Genomic DNA, 16,869 nt, shown 5'->3' on the forward strand with positions numbered 1-16,869 from the left:
CCAGGGGCGGGATCGACCGGCGCACGCCGAGGCCGCGGCGCCGGTGCCCCCGCGGGCAGGAGGCGTGGCTGTGGCGGCACGAGCGAGCGGCGCGAGCGCGGCGCCGGTGGTGTTCGGGGTGAGCACCGAGCGCGGCGCGGTGCACGCGGTGGCGCTGGGCGGGGCGGGGGAGCGGCTGGCGGATCGGGTGCTCGCACAGTGCACCGTCGCCTGCGCCGACGACCGGCGCGCCGCACCGGCCGCCGTCATCGCCGCGCTCGACCGGCTCGCCGCCGAGCTGCGCCGGGAACCGGCCGGGGTCGCGGTCGCCTACCACGACCCCGCCGAGCGCCGCGCGCTCGTCACCGGGCTGGCCGCGGGCCGCTGGCACGCCGCCTCGCTGGTCTCCACCAGGGCCGCGCACTTGAATGTCGCGGGCGCCATGACCTGGCTCGCCGAGTTCGACGATCTGCTGCTCTGCGACGTGGTCCCCGGCCACCTCACGCTCACCCTGGTGGACCGGGATCGCGGCCGCGTGCTGGCCGGGGTCGCCCGGACCGGCGGGGTGACCAGCGACGCGCTCGGCGCCGCCGTCACCGCCGCCCGCGACCAGCTGGACGCCGCCGAGACCAGGCCGGACGCCGTGGTCCTGATCGGCTCCGCCGCCGCCGAGCCCGCCGTCGCGGACGCGGTGCGCGCACTCGGCGCCCCGGTACTGCCCTGCACGGTGGCGGTGCTGGCGCCCGCGCTCGGCGCCGCGCTCGCCATCGCGGCCGAGCCGGGCGGCGTGGCCGAGGCGCCGGTACCGCCCTCGCGCTCGGCCCGCACCGCCGCGCTGCTCGGCGCCGCCGCGCTGGCGGCGGGCTTCACCGTCGCCGGTGGGGCTTATCTGGTGAGCGGGGAGCGGCCGGTGCCTGCTCCGCTGGCGGCGGGGATCGCCGCCCCCACGCTGCCGGTGCCCGCTCCGATGCTGCCGCAGCACATCTCGGCGGCCGCGCAGCTGGAGCAGGCCGCCGGGGCTCCGCAGCGGCTGTGGCTGCCGGTGGCGGCGCAGGTCCGAGCGAGCGAGCCGCTTCCACTGGTCGCCGCCGAGAGCGCGGCGGAGCCGGCGCGGGCGCCCGCCGACGCCTGCGCGGCCCTGCCCGCGGGAGCGGCGACTGCGGCGCCGTCCACCGGCAGCGCCGCCACCCCCGGGGCACCCGCCGCCGATCCCGCGCTGTCCACGGCGTGCTCGCCGGACCCGGCCGCGCCCGGCACCGGCGTACCCGCGCGGGATGAGGGGATCGGCGCCCCGGACGCCGCGCTGCTCTTCCCCGGCGAACCGCCCGCCCCCGCCCCGTTCACCCCGGACGCGGCCGCCTGGTGGCAGAACCACGTCCGGCTCGCCGTCGCCTGGGCCATCCAGCAGGTGCTGCCCGGCTGAGCCTCACTCCCTGGTGCGGGCACGGAACGCGGCCAGCGCGCCCGCGTACCCCAGCACCGTGCAGAGCGCGCACCACCCGACCGCGAGCACCGCGCTGGAGCCGATCGGGGTGCCGATGAGCAGCCCTCGCACGGTCTCGATCACCGGCGTCACCGGCTGGTGCTCGGCCACCGGCCGCAGCCACCCCGGCATCGACTCCACCGGGACGAAGGCGCTGCTCACGTAGGGGAGGAAGAGGAAGGCGAAGGTGGAGCCGTTCGCCGCCTCCACGCTGCGGGTGAGCAGCCCGAGCGCGGCCGAGATCCAGGAGAGCGCCAGCACGAAGAGCGCGACCAGCCCGAGCGCGGCGAGCCAGCGCAGCGGGTCGGCGGTGGGCCGGAACCCGATCAGCACCGCGAGCACGGTGACCAACGCGGTGGTGACCAGGTTGCGCAGCAGGCTCTCGGCGACGTGCGCGTTCAGGAACGCCGAGCGCGCCACCGCCATGGTGCGGAAGCGGTCCACGATGCCCTCGGTGACGTCGGCGCAGACCGCCACCGCCGTGGTGGCCGAGCCGAAGCCCGCGCAGAGCAGCAGGATGCCGGGCACTACGTAGTCGACGTAGGTGCCGCCGCCCACCTCGATGGCGCCGCCGAGCACGTAGACGAACATGAGCAGGATCATCACCGGCACCGCGATGGTCATGATCAGCGCGTCCGGGCTGCGCAGCGAGTGCCGCAGGTTGCGGTCGAGCATGGTGCGGGTGTCGAGCAGAACGGTCATGGTGGCTCCTGTCAGCACGGGGCTCACGCGGCCTCGGCCGGGGCGGGGTGCCCGGTCAGCGCGAAGAAGACATCGTCGAGGTCGGGGGTGTGCACGGTCAGCCGCGCCACCTCGATGCCGAGCTCGGCGCAGCGGTTCAGCACCGCCCGCACCTCCTCGGCGCTGCCGCTCGATGGCAGCTGCAGCACCAGCTGCTCGGGGTCGGCGCGCCAGCCCTCCGGCAGCGGGAGGGTGCGGCGGGCCGCGTCGAGTTCTTCGGCGGCGGGGAAGCGCAGCCGCAGGTGCCCGCCGGGGGCGCGCTGCTTGAGCTCGTCCGGGGTGCCGTCGGCGACCACGGTGCCGTTGTCCAGCACCGCGATCCGGTCGGCGAGCTGGTCGGCCTCCTCCAGGTACTGGGTGGTCAGGAAGACGGTGGCGCCCTCGTCGGCCAGCCCCTGGATGACCGCCCAGAGCTCGCGCCTGCTGCGCGGGTCGAGCCCGGTGGTCGGCTCGTCCAGGAAGACCATGCGCGGCCGCCCCATCAGGCTCATGGCCAGGTCGAGGCGGCGCCGCATGCCGCCGGAGAAGCCCGCGGTACGCCGGTCCGCGGCCGCGGTCAGGTCGAAGCGGTCGAGCAGCTCGGCGGTGCGGCGGGCCAGCTCGGCGCCGGGGAGGTGCAGCAGCCTGCCGGTGAGGCGCAGGTTCTCCCTGGCGGTGAGCACGCCGTCGACCGCGGAGTACTGCCCCGTGACGCCGATCAGCGCGCGCACCGCGTCGGGTTCGGCCACCACGTCGTGGCCGAAGACGCTGGCGCTGCCGCGGTCCGGCGCGGCCAGCGTCGCCAGGATCCGGACCAGCGTGGTCTTGCCCGCGCCGTTCGGCCCGAGCAGCGAGAAGACGGTGCCCGCGGCAACCTCGAGGTCGAGGCCGCGCAGCACCGGATGATCGCCGAAACCCTTGTGCAGGGCGGAGATCGAGAGTGCGGAGGTCATGGTGGCTCCAGACTGGAAAACTGTGTATCGAATAAACTCAGTTTATAGAGTAAACAGTTCTTCGGCGCAAGAGCGGCGATCGAGGAGGTGCGGTGGAGAAGCGGGATCCGGGCAGCGCCCTGCGGCTGCTGTGGGGGATGGAGGCCGCGGGCACCCGCGGGCCCAAGCGCGGGCTCTCGCTGGAGGGCATCGTGGACGCGGCCATCGCGGTGGCGGACGCCGAGGGGTACGCGGCGCTCTCGATGAAGCGGGTGGCGGAGGAGCTCGGCCGCACCGCCATGTCGCTGTACCGCTACGTGGACAGCAAGACCACGCTGATCGAGCTGATGTCGGACCGGGTGCTGGGGCAACCGCCCGCCCTCGACCCCGCGCTCGGCTGGCGGGACGGGCTGCGGCGGTGGGCACTGGCCGAGTACGAGCTGGCCGTCCGGCACCCGTGGTGGCTGGAGATCCCCATGACGACCCCGCCGCTCGGGCCGAACAATATGGCGTGGTTGAACGCCGGGCTCACGATCCTGGAGCGCACCGGGCTACCGGCGGCGGTCCGGCTGCGGCTGGTGATGAACCTGACGCTCTACGTGATCGGCCGGATGCGGCTGAGCCTGGAGCTCGGCCAGGCCGACGCCGACGACGACACCTTCGAGAGCCTCTTCGCCACCCTGGATCCGCGGCGCTTCCCCGCGCTGCTCACCGCGGCCGCCGAGGGCGCCTTCGAGGACGACGAGATCGACTGGGCGCGCGCCGATTTCGAGTTCGGGCTGGACCGCACGCTGGACGGCTACGAGCACTTCGTCCGCGGCCTGCGGCCCTGACCCCGGGTCAGATCGACAGATCGCGCCGCAGCTTGGCCACGTGCCCGGTGGCGCGCACGTTGTACTGCGCGACCTCGATCTTCCCCTCCGCGTCCACCAGGAACGTGGAGCGGATGACGCCGGTGACGGTCTTGCCGTACATGGTCTTCTCGCCGAAGGCGCCGTAGGCCCGCAGCACCGCGCGGTCCGGGTCGGAGAGCAGCGGGAAGGTGAGCTGCTCGGCGTCGCGGAACTTGGCCAGCTTGGCCGGCTTGTCCGGCGAGATGCCGAGCACCGCGATCCCGGCCCCGTCCAGTTCGGCCAGGTTGTCGCGGAAGTCGCAGGCCTGCTTGGTGCAGCCCGGGGTGCTCGCGGCCGGGTAGAAGTACACGATCACCTTGCGGCCGCGGTAGTCGGCCAGGGCGACGGTGGTGCCGTCGGCGTCGGGCAGGCTGAAATCGGGGGCCGGGTCGCCGGGGGAGAGTCGAGTGTCGGTCACGTCCAGCACGGTAACCGAACCGCCCGACACCAGGGCTATGGATACACTCGGGCGAGTTCCGCGGCTGCGGGGTTTCCGCGGGCACATCGACCGACAGGAGGCGTGGAACGTGGCAAGGGACACCGAGCGGATCGAGCGTGACATCGAGGCCGCGCGCACGCGGCTGGCCGGCACGCTGGACGAGCTCGCGGTGCGGGCCGATCCGCAGCGGATCGCCGGCGACACCAAGAACCTGGTGCTGGCCAAGCTGAACGAGCCCAAGGTCAAGTACAGCCTGATCGGCGCGGGCGCCGTCGTGGTCGGCCTGGTACTGGTCAAGCTCTTCCGCTGACCCGCTCGAAACGACGACCCCCGGTGCGCTGCGCACCGGGGGTCGTCGGGTTTCGGGTCGCTCAGACCGTCGGGCAGGCGAAGCCGTCGCCGTCCGGGTCCAGGTGCGGGCCGTACCCCGGTTCCCCGCGGAACAGCGGCGCGCGCCCGGCGGCCTTGGCATCCTCGCAGTTGGCGAAGGCGCCGCCCGCGGAACCGGTCTGGGTCAGACCGGCCGAGCCGGTGATCCCGACCCCGGCGTCGATGGCGGAGGACCCGGTTCCGGCGGAACCGGTGGGCACGGCATGGGCGGCCGGAGCCGCGAGGAGCGTAAGCCCCGCGGCGGCAGCGCTGACGGTGAGCCGGCGAACGTTCATGTATTCCTCTGTGGTGTGCTGCGGTGGAGCGGCGTCCGAATGAGACGCCGCCCCCACTGTCGTGAGCCCTCGCCGCGTTGTCAACCGAGCCGCCGGTCAGCGCTCCCTTCCGGGCGCCGCCGAGGAATTCCGTCGAAACAATCCGGTGTGATACTCCTTCGACATGCACGACGATCGACCACCGGCGCAGCGCTATCGGCACGACCTGGACGGGCTGCGCGGGGTGGCGATCGCGTTGGTGGTGATCTTCCACGTGTGGTTCGGCCGGGTCTCCGGTGGTGTCGACGTGTTTCTGGTGCTCTCCGGCTTCTTCTTCACCGCCATGCTGCTGCGCCGCGGCGCGGGCGGCGGGGTCTCGGTGCCCGCGGTCGTGGTGCGCACCCTGCGGCGGCTGCTGCCCGCGCTGCTCGTCGTGCTCACCTCGGTGGCGGCCTGGGCGGTCGCGACGCTGCCGTACACCCAGTGGACCGAGCTCTCCCGCCAGGTGCTGGCCTCGGCGCTCTACTACCAGAACTGGCAGCTGGCCAGCGCCGCCGCCGACTACCTCGCCGCCGACCCGTCGGTGAGCCCGCTGCAGCACCTGTGGTCGATGGCGGTGCAGGGCCAGTTCTACCTGGCGGTGCTGCTGCTGATCGCGGTCGTCGCGCTGGTCTGCCGCCGGGTGCTGCGCCGCCCGCGGCTGCTCCGCCCCGCGGTCGGGGTGCTGGTCGCGGCCGGTGCGGCGGCGTCCTTCTGGTACGCCGCCACCCGCCCCGCCGTCGAGCAGGACTGGACCTATTACGACAGCGCCGCGCGGGCATGGGAGCTGCTGGCGGGCGCGCTGCTCGCGGTGCTGCTCGCCTCGGTCTCGCTGCCGACCGGCCGGGTGGCCCGCTTCCTGCGCGGGCTGCTCGCGCTCGGCGGGCTGGCGGCGGTGCTCGCCTGCGGCGTGCTCTTCGACGGGGCGCAGCAGTTTCCCGGCCCCGCCGCGCTCTTCCCGGTGCTCGCCACCGTCGCGCTGATCGTGGCCGGGGCCGGGGAGCGCCCGCCCGCGATCTCCTGGCTGCTCGCCAGCTGGCCCTTCGTCGAGCTCGGCGCCATCGCCTACGCGCTCTACCTCTGGCACTGGCCGCTGCTCATCGGGGCGCTCATCTACACCCGCTCGGGCGGCGCCGGGGTCGGCAGCGGGCTGGTGGTGGTCGGGCTGGCGCTGTTGCTGGCGGTGCTCACCAGGCACGGCATCGAGGAGCCGCTGCGGCAGCGCGCAGGGCGGCCGAGCACCGGGGCGCCGATGCTGGTGCGCCGCGGCATCGGCGCGGCGGTGGCGCTGGCCGGGATCACCGTGCTCGGCGCCGCCTGGTTCTGGCAGGCCGTGCTCTTCGACAACGAAAGGCCGCTCAGCGCACTGGATCCCGTGGTCTACCCGGGCGCGGACGCGCTCGTCGCCGGGGTGTCGGCGCCGCCCGCCGCGGTCCGGCCCTCGATGCTGGAGGCCCCGCGCGACGTCCCCGCCTCGACCACCGACGGCTGCATCTCGGACTGGCACACCACCGCCGTCGTCACCTGCGACTACGGCGACCCGGATGGCGCGCGGACCATCGCCGTCGTCGGCAACTCGCACGCCGAGCACTGGCTCACCGCGCTGGACGCCATCGGCCGCGCGCGCGGCGTCCGGATCGCGGTCTACCTCAAGATGGGCTGCTCGCTGAACCTGCGCGAGGACTCGCTCTACCGCGGCGAGCCGATCTCGGATTGCCGGGACTGGTCGCGCGCGGTGCTCGACCGGCTCACCGTCGACCGCCCGGACTGGGTCTTCACCACCGCCACCGCCCCGGTCTGGCCGGTCGGCGGCGACGAGGTGCCGCAGGGCTTCGTCGAGGTGTGGGGCGCGCTCGCCGAGCGTGACCTGCGGGTGCTCGCGGTGCGCGACACCCCCTGGCTGCGCACCCGCTACGCCCGCTACAGCGCGGTCGACTGCCTGGCGGCGGGCGGCACCGCGGAGAGCTGCGGCATGCGGCGCGCCGACGCGCTCGCCCCGGTCAACCCCGCGCTCGAGCCCGCCGCCGCCTTCCCCAATGTGCACCTGCTCGACCTGAGCGACGCGGTCTGCGGGCCGCTGGTGTGCCGGGTGGTCGAGGGCAACGTGCTCGTGTACCACGACGAGCACCACCTGACCGCCAGCTACGTCCGCACCCTCACCCCGGAGCTGGAGCGGCAGATCGGCGCCGGGACCGGGCTGTGGTGAGCGCTCTAGGATGCGGGAATGGTCCGATGGCTCTCCGATGACGAACAGACCACCTGGCAGGCCTTCATCCGGCTGAACCAGCGGCTGGACGCGGCCATCGCGCAGGGGCTGGCCCGGCACGGATTGTCCACGCCGGATTACGAACTCATGGTCGCGCTCTCCGCCGCGCCCGACGGCGCGCTGCGCGCCAAGGACCTGGCGGCCGAGGTGTGCTGGGAGAAGAGCAGGCTCTCCAAGCACCTGGCCCGGATGGCCGGGCGCGGGCTGGTCGAGCGCAAGCCGGTGGCCGACGATGCCCGCGGCGTGCTCGTCGTCCTCACCGAGCAGGGCCGGAGCACGCTGGAGCAGGCCGCGCCGAGCCACGTCGAGCTGGTGCGCAGGCTCTTCGTGGACGCGCTCAGCGCCGACGAGGCGCGCTCGCTGCGCTCGCTGGCCGCCAAGGTGGTGACCCGCTCGGAGGCCGAGGTGCTGTGAATTTCAGTTCCACGGCGTCACCGGTGGTTTGACCCACATCAGCTTCTCGTCGGCGTGCGGTCGTCGCGCCGCCGGGTGGCCCGGGTTGCGGGCCGCCCACGCGGACTTCTCGGTCAGCAGCTCGGCCACCGCGTCCCAGGTCTCGTCGGTGCTCGGCGGATTGGTGCCCGCCGCCCGCGCCAGCTTGCGGCGCGCGGCCGGGGTGAGGGCTTGGAGTTCGGCCGCGCCGATATCGCGGTCCCACAGGTAGGTGGCGAGCGCGCGGGCCTTCTCCGCCCGGCTGCGGGCGGCGTGCTCGTTGTGCGTGTAGTCGGGCATCGCGCCAAGTATGGCGAGCCGCACCGACTCAGTAGGCGCCGTGCACGTTGTCCATCGAGCCGTAGGTGTGTGCCGCGTAGTTGCAGGCAGCGACGATATTGGCGACCGGGTCCCAGACGTCGAACGGCGTGCCCTCGACGTGGAACTTGGCGAAGGTCGGGTCGATCACCTGGAGCAGCCCCTTCGACGGGATGCCTGCCGCGGCGTTCGAGTCGTAGAGGTTGATCGCCCGCGGGTTGCCGGTCGACTCGCGCATGATGTTGCGGTGGATCGACTCGTAGCTGCCCGGGATGCCGTTGGCGTGCATGATGTCGAGCGCCTGGCTGATCCAGCCGTGCAGGTTGTCCGGGTAGAAGGCGGTCGCGGCCCGCATCTCGGCCTGCTCCACCAGCGGCGCGGCGGCCGGTAGCACCCCGGCCACCGCGTCGGCGGCGGCGGGTTCGGGGGCGGCGGGCTGAGCCGGCTGTGCGGCCTGCTCGGCGGCGGGCTGCTGGTCGGCGATCAGGGCGATGCGCGACGGCACGCTGTTGTCGGCCACCGAGACCGCGGAGGACGCGCAGACGGCGACCACGCCGGCGGCCGCGACCGCGCCGGTGATGCTCTCGCGCAGGGTGGGGCGCCGCAGGGTGGACAAACGTGAGTCGGGCATGCGAATTCGATTCCTTGCTTCGGTCGGTGACGGGCCCCGAACCCGATTCCGGGCAGCACCGATCGACCGGCCGCCGGCCGGTTCTGCGATAGTGGTGCGGGGGATTTCCGGTGTCTCCGGACGATGTGCTCTTGTCGGGTTCTGTTGTCGGGGACCTACGTCCCACTCCTCCTCGAACGGAGCGTGGCCGCTCGGGCCAGATTGCAGAATGGTCACGGAAGGTTAACGGAAGGTGAACAGAAACCGTCTCGGAGACGCTGGCGCCTGATCGAATCCAGCACCCGCGCCGGAAATCGTGCCGTGACCGGGGTAGATGGAAGTAAACGCCTTGTGCGTAGCGTCACAGAATTACAACGGTGACGATTCGCGTTTCGCGCGTTTCAGCCCCGCAGAGAGAGGTCTATGGCGAGTCCGAAGGCAGGCGTATCGATCCGGATCGGCGTCGCCGGAGTTCCCGTCCCGCGGAAATCGCAGTGCCCGCTCGGCGCGATCACCACCGCCCGCCCGTCCGCGCCCGGAAGCGTGATCCGTGCCGCACCGTACAGCTCGACGCCTTCCAGCGGCACCAGGTCGTGCACCCAGGGCGCCAGGTACGGCTGCGCGACCACCGTAGTAGCTTCCTGGCTCTCCTCGATCCGCACCGGCGGCACCTGGACCGGCGAGAACCCCGGGGTGAGGTTCTTTGCCGGATCGTTCCCGGCCCCGTTCGCGGGCTGCTCGTAATCGGGCGCGGGCGGCGCCGCCTGTGCGTTCCCCGCCGCGAGCACGCCCGCGATCACCCCCGCCGCGATGATTCCCGCCACGATTCGCATGGGGCCGATTGTTGCCGCGCGGTCAGGGCGGGGCGAGCATTGCGCTCGGCCCGATCCCGTCCCCGCTGTCGGCGTACCCGAACCGCTACCCCGCGCGCTCGATTTGCTCGGCTACCCAGGCACGAGTGACCGGCCGCAACTCGTGCGCGTCCAGCCCGACATGAATCTGCCGCCCCCGCACCTTGATTTTCGAGTGCGTATGCCCGTGCAGCAGAAACTGCCCGATATCCGGCACCCACCACTCCTCGAACCGATTCTCCGGCGTGTGATCCCCCTCCGGATCGAACCGGAACGGAAAGTGCGACAGCGTCACCCGCCGCCCCCCGATCTTGTGCACCGCCGTCTGCTGCACCGAGGCGAAACCGCCCGCCAGGTAGGTCGCCTGCCAGGCGGCGGCGCGCGAGCGCATGGGGTGGCACCCGTCGTGGTTGCCGGTGATCAAGTGCTTCTCGCCGGGGCGGCGGGCGATCCACTCCAGCGCCGCGGTCTCCTGCCGCTTACCGCCGACCGAGATGTCGCCGAGCACCCACACCCGATCCTCGGGGCCGACGAGCGCGTCCCAGCGGCGCGCCAGTTCGTCGTCGTGGGCGGGGATGTCGGGGAAACCGCGCAGGCCGGAGAGAAGACGGTGGCCGATGTGCAGATCGGCGGTGTACCAGTCGATCACATCGGCCTCGTGAGGTGCGTCGTGGTGCGCTGTCAGGGATTCGAGCCTCACGCCCGTTGTCGGAGATTCATCATGATCATGCCGGATCATCCACCGCCGCGCAGCCGCTTTTTCGGCCGGATGGCTCGAGGGCGCTGCCGCCGATCGCACGTGCGACTCATCGCGTCTCGCGGGCACCCACGTCGTTCGGGAACTGGATCGCGAACAGAAATGCCCCAGCGCTGTCGCAAGGGTCAGTGGGGTCGAGACGATGGAAGAGGGTTCGACTACCGCCGCGCACACCGTGATCGACGACAGAACCGCCACCGACACGCACAGCGCCGCCGCGGCGCGGGCCTGATCGCGGTGCAGCGCGACAACGGATTGCACCTGCATACCCGCAGCTGGCGAACAGAATGAGCAGTACAGCAAGGGCCAATAGCGCCGGGGTGGGCGGCGCGGCACTACTCGTTGCCCATTCCGAGCTTTACATCTGCGCCGTCAAGGACGTCTTCTCCGGGCGGATCGTCGGCTATTCGATCGACTCACGCATGACTTCACGGTTGGCCGTCACGGCATTGCGCAACGCGGTCGCTCGCCGCGGTGAGGTGGCCGGCTGCGTGGTCCACACCGACAGGGGGTCGCAATTCTGCTCCCGTCGCTTCGTGCACGCGCTGAACCGGTTTCACATGGTGGGTTCAATGGGTCGGGTGGGTTCAGCCGGTGACTACGCGGCGATGGAGAGCTTCTTCAGCCTGCTGCAGCGCAACGTCTTGGACCGGCGCAGCTGGGAGAACCGCGCGCAACTCCGGATCGCGATCGTGGTCTGGATCGAGCGCACCTACCACCGGCGTCGGCGCCAGGACCGGCTCGGCCGGTTGACCCCGATCGAGTACGAAGCAATTATGACCCCTGCAGCCCGACAGGCTGCCTAACCACCGTCACCTGTTCGTGCACCAGCCCCATCCGAAGCACGAGGTCGAGCTGGGGTCGGGTGGCCTTGGCGCCGGAGGCGACGTCGATGTGGACGTCGCGCTCGGCCACCCCGGCGCGGATGAGCGCGTCGCGTTGGTGGTCGGCGCGCTGCTCGGCGGTGGAGACCGGCCCGTACCCGATCAACATGCGTCGAAAATACCGCCGGACAGAGGTTTTGCGACGTTGATTTTCGACGCGAGTTGCCGACACTCACCACCAGGCCCGACCGTCATCCGGGGGTGGGTGTCGGAAAACGATCCATTTCCGACACGCGGGCCGCGCGCGCTCGGCACCGGGGCAGACCGCGCGGACGGTTAGGCGGCCGAGCGTTCAACGCGGATGCGGTCGCGAGCTTCGAGCCAGTCCTGCGTGATGTGCAGGATCTCGAACGTCGCGCCCTCGCGGTCCTTCGGCGGGTAGTAGGTCGCCGCCACGTACCCGTCGGTTTGCGGCACCACACGTAGTAGGTGTCGGGGGTCGCGGCCATAGAGCACTCCGATTCGAGGAAGAGGCGGGGCAGTCCGAGCTCGGCGCGAGCGGCATGGCTGGGCAGCACCGCCGATGGGGCTCACAGCTTCCATACGTAGCTGTCGGGAGCCGGCTCGACGGACTGCAGCAGGTGCCAGTCGAACCGGATCCGGTACACCCGCAGCTCCCCGGACTCGGGAGCGACCGCCCGAAAGAACCCCACATCGTTGGTGCTACCGAATCCGTCGATGTGGTCGACCGGGGCGAAGGGGCTGTCGTGGAACTCGGTCAGCGTGCACGACCAGGGAGTCAACCCGGCCACGGAGTCCCACTGCGGCGGTGGGCTATCGGGGTGCCGGATGACCTGCCTGAACAGGTGCGGGTACGTGGAGACCTGCATCCACTCCACCCGGTAGTCGGGCCAGAACGTCAGGTCCCACGCCGCCCACCGGGTCTCGCCCCCATCGTGGCGTTCGACCCGCTCCGCAGCCGGTGCACCCCAGGCCTCCACGTATTCCGCGATCGAGGTGAAGTCGTTGACCCGGTCGGCGTACCACCAGCGCTTCTCGGCAGCCGCGGCATTAGCACGAGTCGCCCCCACCCGCACGAGCAGGTCCGCAGCACGCGGGGGCGCACCCACGCACATCGCGTGCAACATACCCAGCTGGAAGTCCTCCAGCGTGGTCACGACCCGGCCGGTCATCACCCTCCCCATTGCCGCACTCGGAGCGAACCTACCAGCGCGACCGCAGAGCCGATCGCCCTCGATCTGGCGGCCCCACCGGCCCTGCCGCGCTCGGAAACCAAACGATCTCGAACACCCAACCGAGAGCCGCGGGCGTCAACCGGGCCGGGACTTTCCCACGTTAGGTCCGGTCTGCATCCTCCGGACGTTGATGACCACTCTCGAGCTCGGTACCCGTTTGGTCGCGCACGCTGCAGTCCCAGGCCGCTACCCAAACGACCATGCCGTCTTCGTCCCAGTACACATCGAAAGGCTGATTCGTGTGAGTCATGCCCTCAATGAAGTGGGCGCCATCGAACTCGATGGTGATCGCATCGTTGTGCCGCATCCAGAAGTCCTGACCCCACGGCTCGATCCACACCACCACGGGCCTATCCAGGAAGGGGTTGGAAAACGAGATACTAGGCACCGGCGCAGCCTAGGACATCGACCTCGCCCCGATGACCTCCAGCGTCTGTTCTCACCACAGGCACCTAGCGACATGCCCGCGTGTACCTCACCGCGGCCTTACAACCTCTCCCCACCTGGCAAATGATCCTCGCCACAGCGGATGGAACCTACACCTCGGATGTTCGAAAAACGAACGATTTTCGAACACTTTCGATCACGTGTGCCGTCTGTGGCCGCACTTCGAGCGCGTGGTGTCCCGGCCCGGGCGATACCTAGTCCCACCACCCGCCGATCCCGTCCCACAGGTAGCTGACGAGGACCACGGCCCTCCGGTGCTGCCTGGGGTCGATCGTGTCGTGCACGCGCCGCATGAGGGTGAGTCCGCCGACGCGATTGAGGTGGTGCCCGATCGTGCGAACCTCGGCATATGCGCGCAGCCAGGTGTCGAGCGGTCGACCGCTCGCCAGTTCGGAATCGAGGTGATCCCGGTTCATGCGGAGGTCGCGCTGCGCCTCGGTGACTTCGGCAGAATCCTGCCCGGTGCTCTCGATCAGTGTGATCAGCTGCCGTCCGACCCGTCCCGGCTCGGCGATCTCGGCGGCTGTCAGCGGTGAACCCTGTGCGGGAGCGTCGATCGGCCGGGACTGCGCGTGCATTTCCCCCGCAGACGGCGACGCATGGAACTGCACGTTGGAGCCGCGGCTGTCCAGGAAGCGGTAGACGGGCGCCACTCCGTACACAGCGAACCCACCCTCGGCGGCGCGCGCGATCCTGGCCGGGCAGAAGCCAGCCGCGGTGATGAAGGACAGCTGCAACACATGCTGCTTCAAGGTCCGCACCTGGATCTCGGACGCACCTTCGGCAATGAATCCATCCACGATCGTGACCACCGCGTCCTCCAGGTTCTCCGCGGCGACATGGCGCAGGCCCAGGCACCCCCAGGTCCCGCGCACCCGGTCGTGGTCCTGCTGCCGCTCGAGTTCGGATAGCGCTGGCAACCGCCGTGCCTGCTCCAGTGCGTCGCGCACCGTCGCGGAGGTCCGCGTCCGTGGCTTTTCGGTTTGGGCGGCCAGCCGCGCGTGCGTGGCCGCGACATCGCCGTTCATATCGTCGTTCAGCAGCGTGCCGCAGCCGCCGCACTGGAGCACGGTCACGGTGATATCGACCGCGATGCGGCATTTGTCGTCGAGCCGCCTCTCGACGGTGGAAGGCCGCCGGTCCGTCCGTAGGTCCGGCGAACCGCAGTGCGGGCACAGTCTCTGCCCGACGGTGCCGGGGACGGACTGCCCCACGACCGCCAGGACCACCGGCCCCTTCCTCGTCTCGAACGGTTTGGTGCTTGTCCGCTCGAGCGCGTCGGCGTTCACCTCCCTCTTGGCGATGAGCATCGCGACCATCGCCAAGGCCATGTCTCTCGTTGGCTCGTCCACGCGGTACGTCGAGACAGGCACACTGCCGAAGGCGGGGCCGAGGGTCGTGGCGATGAGTTGTATGAGTTCATCGCGGTCGGGGGCGGCGTCGCGGTAGAGGACGATGATGTGCTCCGCAGCGGTCGCACCTCTGACAGTCGGCGCCTGCGCCGCCCCGGGCTTCTTCTTTCTCCCGAACACGTCAGACCTCTTGAATCGCGGGTTCTGCGACAGACGGAAGAACGCTCACCAACGTAACCACCCCTGGATGCTTTTCCTGGAGATCGTAGCCGTCGCTCAGGCTTGCGTCACTCTGTCATTTCCGTGAAAACCCATGCATCGCAACCCATCAACTACTACGTCGGTGATGCTCACCGGGTCCGCGGCGCTGGAGCGCCGGTTCTCCTCCGCCGACCGGCCCTGATCCATACCCGCTTCGACGCCGCCCGGCACCGCTTTCCCGCCACCCGCTGACGCCCGCACTGCGGCGAGCTCGACCAGCTCGCCGTCGACCGCCCGCCGCTCCGGAACGCTGCGGCCGCGGCGGCGGGCGGGCGCGTGGCGCCAGTGCGGTGGGTTAGCCCGGTGCTCGTCGGTACCGGGAGTTCACCGGCGCCGCGCGGTGCCATCCGAGCTGGCGCGGGCTAAGCACCGACATCCCCGCCGAGGACGTCATCCTCCCGGTCGAGCACCAGCTGCCCGCTGATCGGCCGCGTTCGTAACACGACCGATTATTGAACAGGCTGGCAACACCTGGCTACAGTGCGCCGGAGCGCCTTCCGCTGATGCAATGGGCGAGATCGCTGGGTGATCCGGGGCGCTGCTATCGGCCAGCTCGGTCGCCGTGGGAATCGGCCCTACGTTCCCGGTTTACGAGCGAGCTGCGGGCACTGTTCGATCTCGCCGCGTGCCCGCGTGTCACCTCGCCGCGCGATCGGCGATGGTGCAGATGGTGGTCGGGGACCTGCAGCCCAGGCCGGTGAAGCCCGGCCGCCGGATCGGCGTGCGCGGTTCGTTGGCTAATGAATGGCCGACTGCGTGGTTTGGTGTTTCTTGGTAATCGTCCAGTAGAACGAAACAGGCCCACCCGCTAAGGTGGGCTTGAACTGGTGTTATGAGTGCGCCATCAGGGACTCGAACCCCGAACCCGCTGATTAAGAGTCAGCTGCTCTGCCAATTGAGCTAATGGCGCGTGCTCCGCTGTGTTCCGGTGCGAGAGAGACCTTAACAGGCCGGGGGCCGGAAAGTGAAATCGGTATCCGGCGGCCCCGCACGCCCACCGTGACCTGCTGTTAACGCTTTCGCGGGTACCCGCGATCCGCAGGGAGGTGCCGTGCGAGAACGGGGCCCGGTCCAGCACGGGCCGGCCCGGTTCTGCTGGCAGAATGACAGAAGAGGTCATCGGGAACGGGGTTTGACATGAGAGTTGATCGAGGGCGGCGGCGGCCGAGGTGGAAGAGCGCGTCCGTGCCCCTGGTGGTGCTGTCGGTACTGGTGCTGGCGCTGTCGGCGTGCTCGACCTCGTCGGGCGTGCAGGCGGACAGCGTCGCCATCGACCGCAACCCCATCACCGAGCTGATCAAACCCAAGCTGGTGTCCCCGGTGAAGGACGGCGACAAGGGCGTCTCGCCGGCCATGCCGATGACGTTCCAGGTCAATGACGGCAAGTTCACCGATGTGCAGCTGCTGAACAACCAGGGCAAGCCGGTGAACGGCACGCTCTCCCCGGACGGCCGCACCTGGCAGACGGCCGAGGTGCTCGGCTACGGCCGCACCTACACCATGCAGGCAAGGGCGATCGGGCTGGGCGGCGCGCAGAACGCCGCTGTGAGCTTCACCACCAGCTCACCCGACAGCCAAACCAAGCCGTACCTGAATATCGCCGAGGACGCGGTGGTCGGCATCGGGCAGCCGGTGGCGATCCAGTTCGACGAGAACATCCCGGACCGCAAGGCCGCGCAGGACGCCATCACCGTCACCACCACCCCGCCGGTGGAGGGCGCCTTCTACTGGGTGAACAACCGCGAGGTGCGCTGGCGGCCGGAGCACTTCTGGGCGCCGGGCACCAAGGTGGAGGTCAAGGTCAATGTGTACGGCCGCGACCTCGGCGACGGGCTCTTCGGCCAGGAGGACGCGAACACGCACTTCACCATCGGCGACGCCGTGATCTTCACCGCCGACGACAACACCAAGCAGGTGGTGGTGGAGCGCAACGGCGAGGTGATCCGCACCATGCCGACCTCGATGGGCAAGAACAACACCCCCACCGACAACGGGGTCTACATCCTGGCCGACCGGCACGAGCACATCATCATGGACTCCTCCACCTACGGCGTGGCGGTGAGCTCGTCGGACGGCTACCGCACCCCGGTGGACTGGGCCACCCGGATGTCCTACAGCGGGATCTTCTTCCACTCGGCGCCGTGGTCGGTGGGGCAGCAGGGCTACTCGAACACCAGCCACGGCTGCCTGAACCTGAGCCCGGAGAACGCCCGCTGGGTGTACGAGAACGCCAAGCTCGGCGATATCGCCATCGTGAAGAACACCGTGGGCGGCACGCTCTCGCCGGTGGACGGCCTCGGTGACTGGAACATGCCGTGGGCGCAGTGGAAGGCGGGCAACGCCGACGTCTGACCCGCGCCCCCCGA

The 16,869-nt window shown here is 70.6% G+C and carries 19 protein-coding genes, 1 tRNA gene and 1 pseudogene; 7 read left to right on the forward strand and 14 right to left on the reverse strand.

Going from position 1 to position 16,869, the window contains the following annotated elements; genetic code table 11:
- Nucleotides 1-70: 70 nt before the first annotated feature.
- Complete coding sequence (locus AB0H71_RS16165; protein ID WP_357020760.1) at nt 71-1,402, forward strand: hypothetical protein; 1,332 nt, start codon at nt 71-73, stop codon at nt 1,400-1,402.
- Between the two features lie 3 nt (nt 1,403-1,405).
- Here AB0H71_RS16165 and AB0H71_RS16170 read toward each other — a convergent pair whose 3' ends face one another.
- Entirely contained in the window at nt 1,406-2,164 is a 759-nt protein-coding gene (locus AB0H71_RS16170; protein WP_357020763.1) for an ABC transporter permease, read from the reverse strand.
- A gap of 23 nt (nt 2,165-2,187) precedes the next feature.
- The gene (locus tag AB0H71_RS16175; RefSeq protein ID WP_357020765.1) at nt 2,188-3,135 is read right to left on the reverse strand and encodes an ATP-binding cassette domain-containing protein; all 948 of its coding nucleotides are present in this window, start codon (nt 3,133-3,135) and stop codon (nt 2,188-2,190) included.
- A 92-nt stretch (nt 3,136-3,227) separates the two neighbouring features.
- Here AB0H71_RS16175 and AB0H71_RS16180 point away from each other — a divergent pair, with 92 nt between their 5' ends.
- Nucleotides 3,228-3,947, forward strand: coding sequence for a TetR/AcrR family transcriptional regulator C-terminal domain-containing protein (locus AB0H71_RS16180; RefSeq protein WP_357020768.1), 720 nt, complete (start codon nt 3,228-3,230; stop codon nt 3,945-3,947).
- A gap of 7 nt (nt 3,948-3,954) precedes the next feature.
- Here AB0H71_RS16180 and bcp read toward each other — a convergent pair whose 3' ends face one another.
- The gene (gene bcp, locus AB0H71_RS16185) at nt 3,955-4,425 is read right to left on the reverse strand and encodes a thioredoxin-dependent thiol peroxidase (RefSeq protein WP_357020771.1); all 471 of its coding nucleotides are present in this window, start codon (nt 4,423-4,425) and stop codon (nt 3,955-3,957) included.
- A 109-nt stretch (nt 4,426-4,534) separates the two neighbouring features.
- On the opposite strand from bcp, the gene AB0H71_RS16190 reads away from it, so the two are divergent.
- Nucleotides 4,535-4,756, forward strand: coding sequence for a DUF3618 domain-containing protein (locus AB0H71_RS16190; protein WP_067654418.1), 222 nt, complete (start codon nt 4,535-4,537; stop codon nt 4,754-4,756).
- Nucleotides 4,757-4,817: 61 nt separating this feature from the next.
- On the opposite strand, the gene AB0H71_RS16195 is transcribed toward AB0H71_RS16190, so the two are convergent.
- The gene (locus tag AB0H71_RS16195; protein ID WP_357020774.1) at nt 4,818-5,111 is read right to left on the reverse strand and encodes an excalibur calcium-binding domain-containing protein; all 294 of its coding nucleotides are present in this window, start codon (nt 5,109-5,111) and stop codon (nt 4,818-4,820) included.
- Nucleotides 5,112-5,274: 163 nt separating this feature from the next.
- Between AB0H71_RS16195 and AB0H71_RS16200 the strand changes: the two genes are divergently transcribed.
- Entirely contained in the window at nt 5,275-7,335 is a 2,061-nt protein-coding gene (locus AB0H71_RS16200) for an acyltransferase family protein (protein WP_357020777.1), read from the forward strand.
- An 18-nt stretch (nt 7,336-7,353) separates the two neighbouring features.
- A complete protein-coding gene (locus AB0H71_RS16205; protein ID WP_357020780.1) occupies nt 7,354-7,809 on the forward strand; it encodes a MarR family winged helix-turn-helix transcriptional regulator in 456 nt (151 codons plus the stop codon).
- 3 nt (nt 7,810-7,812) lie between these two features.
- On the opposite strand, the gene AB0H71_RS16210 is transcribed toward AB0H71_RS16205, so the two are convergent.
- The 4 genes from AB0H71_RS16210 to AB0H71_RS16225 form a co-directional block, all read right to left on the reverse strand.
- Nucleotides 7,813-8,127: a hypothetical protein gene (locus AB0H71_RS16210; RefSeq protein WP_357020783.1), complete on the reverse strand. Its 315-nt coding sequence runs from the start codon at nt 8,125-8,127 to the stop codon at nt 7,813-7,815.
- Nucleotides 8,128-8,155: 28 nt separating this feature from the next.
- Nucleotides 8,156-8,776: a transglycosylase SLT domain-containing protein gene (locus AB0H71_RS16215; protein ID WP_357020785.1), complete on the reverse strand. Its 621-nt coding sequence runs from the start codon at nt 8,774-8,776 to the stop codon at nt 8,156-8,158.
- Between the two features lie 380 nt (nt 8,777-9,156).
- Entirely contained in the window at nt 9,157-9,588 is a 432-nt protein-coding gene (locus tag AB0H71_RS16220; RefSeq protein WP_357020788.1) for a hypothetical protein, read from the reverse strand.
- 85 nt (nt 9,589-9,673) lie between these two features.
- Complete coding sequence (locus AB0H71_RS16225) at nt 9,674-10,630, reverse strand: metallophosphoesterase (protein ID WP_357020791.1); 957 nt, start codon at nt 10,628-10,630, stop codon at nt 9,674-9,676.
- Nucleotides 10,631-10,716: 86 nt separating this feature from the next.
- Here AB0H71_RS16225 and AB0H71_RS16230 point away from each other — a divergent pair.
- Nucleotides 10,717-11,169, forward strand: a pseudogene (locus AB0H71_RS16230) (DDE-type integrase/transposase/recombinase); the annotation flags it as partial.
- Here the strand turns inward: AB0H71_RS16230 and AB0H71_RS16235 are convergent.
- The 6 genes from AB0H71_RS16235 to AB0H71_RS16260 all read right to left on the reverse strand — a co-directional run bounded on the left by AB0H71_RS16235 (nt 11,138) and on the right by AB0H71_RS16260 (nt 15,413).
- A complete protein-coding gene (locus tag AB0H71_RS16235) occupies nt 11,138-11,356 on the reverse strand; it encodes a recombinase family protein (RefSeq protein WP_357020794.1) in 219 nt (72 codons plus the stop codon). The pseudogene AB0H71_RS16230 and the gene AB0H71_RS16235 overlap by 32 nt on opposite strands.
- Before the next feature lie 167 nt (nt 11,357-11,523).
- On the reverse strand, nt 11,524-11,664 hold the full coding sequence (locus tag AB0H71_RS16240) for a hypothetical protein (RefSeq protein ID WP_357020796.1): 141 nt from the start codon (nt 11,662-11,664) through the stop codon (nt 11,524-11,526).
- A gap of 113 nt (nt 11,665-11,777) precedes the next feature.
- On the reverse strand, nt 11,778-12,365 hold the full coding sequence (locus AB0H71_RS16245; protein ID WP_357020799.1) for a hypothetical protein: 588 nt from the start codon (nt 12,363-12,365) through the stop codon (nt 11,778-11,780).
- Nucleotides 12,366-12,543: 178 nt separating this feature from the next.
- Entirely contained in the window at nt 12,544-12,789 is a 246-nt protein-coding gene (locus AB0H71_RS16250) for a hypothetical protein (RefSeq protein WP_357020802.1), read from the reverse strand.
- A 295-nt stretch (nt 12,790-13,084) separates the two neighbouring features.
- On the reverse strand, nt 13,085-14,422 hold the full coding sequence (locus AB0H71_RS16255; protein WP_357020805.1) for a hypothetical protein: 1,338 nt from the start codon (nt 14,420-14,422) through the stop codon (nt 13,085-13,087).
- A gap of 918 nt (nt 14,423-15,340) precedes the next feature.
- Nucleotides 15,341-15,413, reverse strand: a tRNA-Lys gene (locus tag AB0H71_RS16260).
- A 227-nt stretch (nt 15,414-15,640) separates the two neighbouring features.
- Between AB0H71_RS16260 and AB0H71_RS16265 the strand changes: the two genes are divergently transcribed.
- Nucleotides 15,641-16,855: an Ig-like domain-containing protein gene (locus AB0H71_RS16265; RefSeq protein WP_357020808.1), complete on the forward strand. Its 1,215-nt coding sequence runs from the start codon at nt 15,641-15,643 to the stop codon at nt 16,853-16,855.
- Nucleotides 16,856-16,869: the final 14 nt, after the last annotated feature.

The sequence above is a fragment of the Nocardia sp. NPDC050697 genome, assembly GCF_040654395.1.
In the GTDB taxonomy this organism is placed as follows: Bacteria; Actinomycetota; Actinomycetes; order Mycobacteriales; family Mycobacteriaceae; genus Nocardia.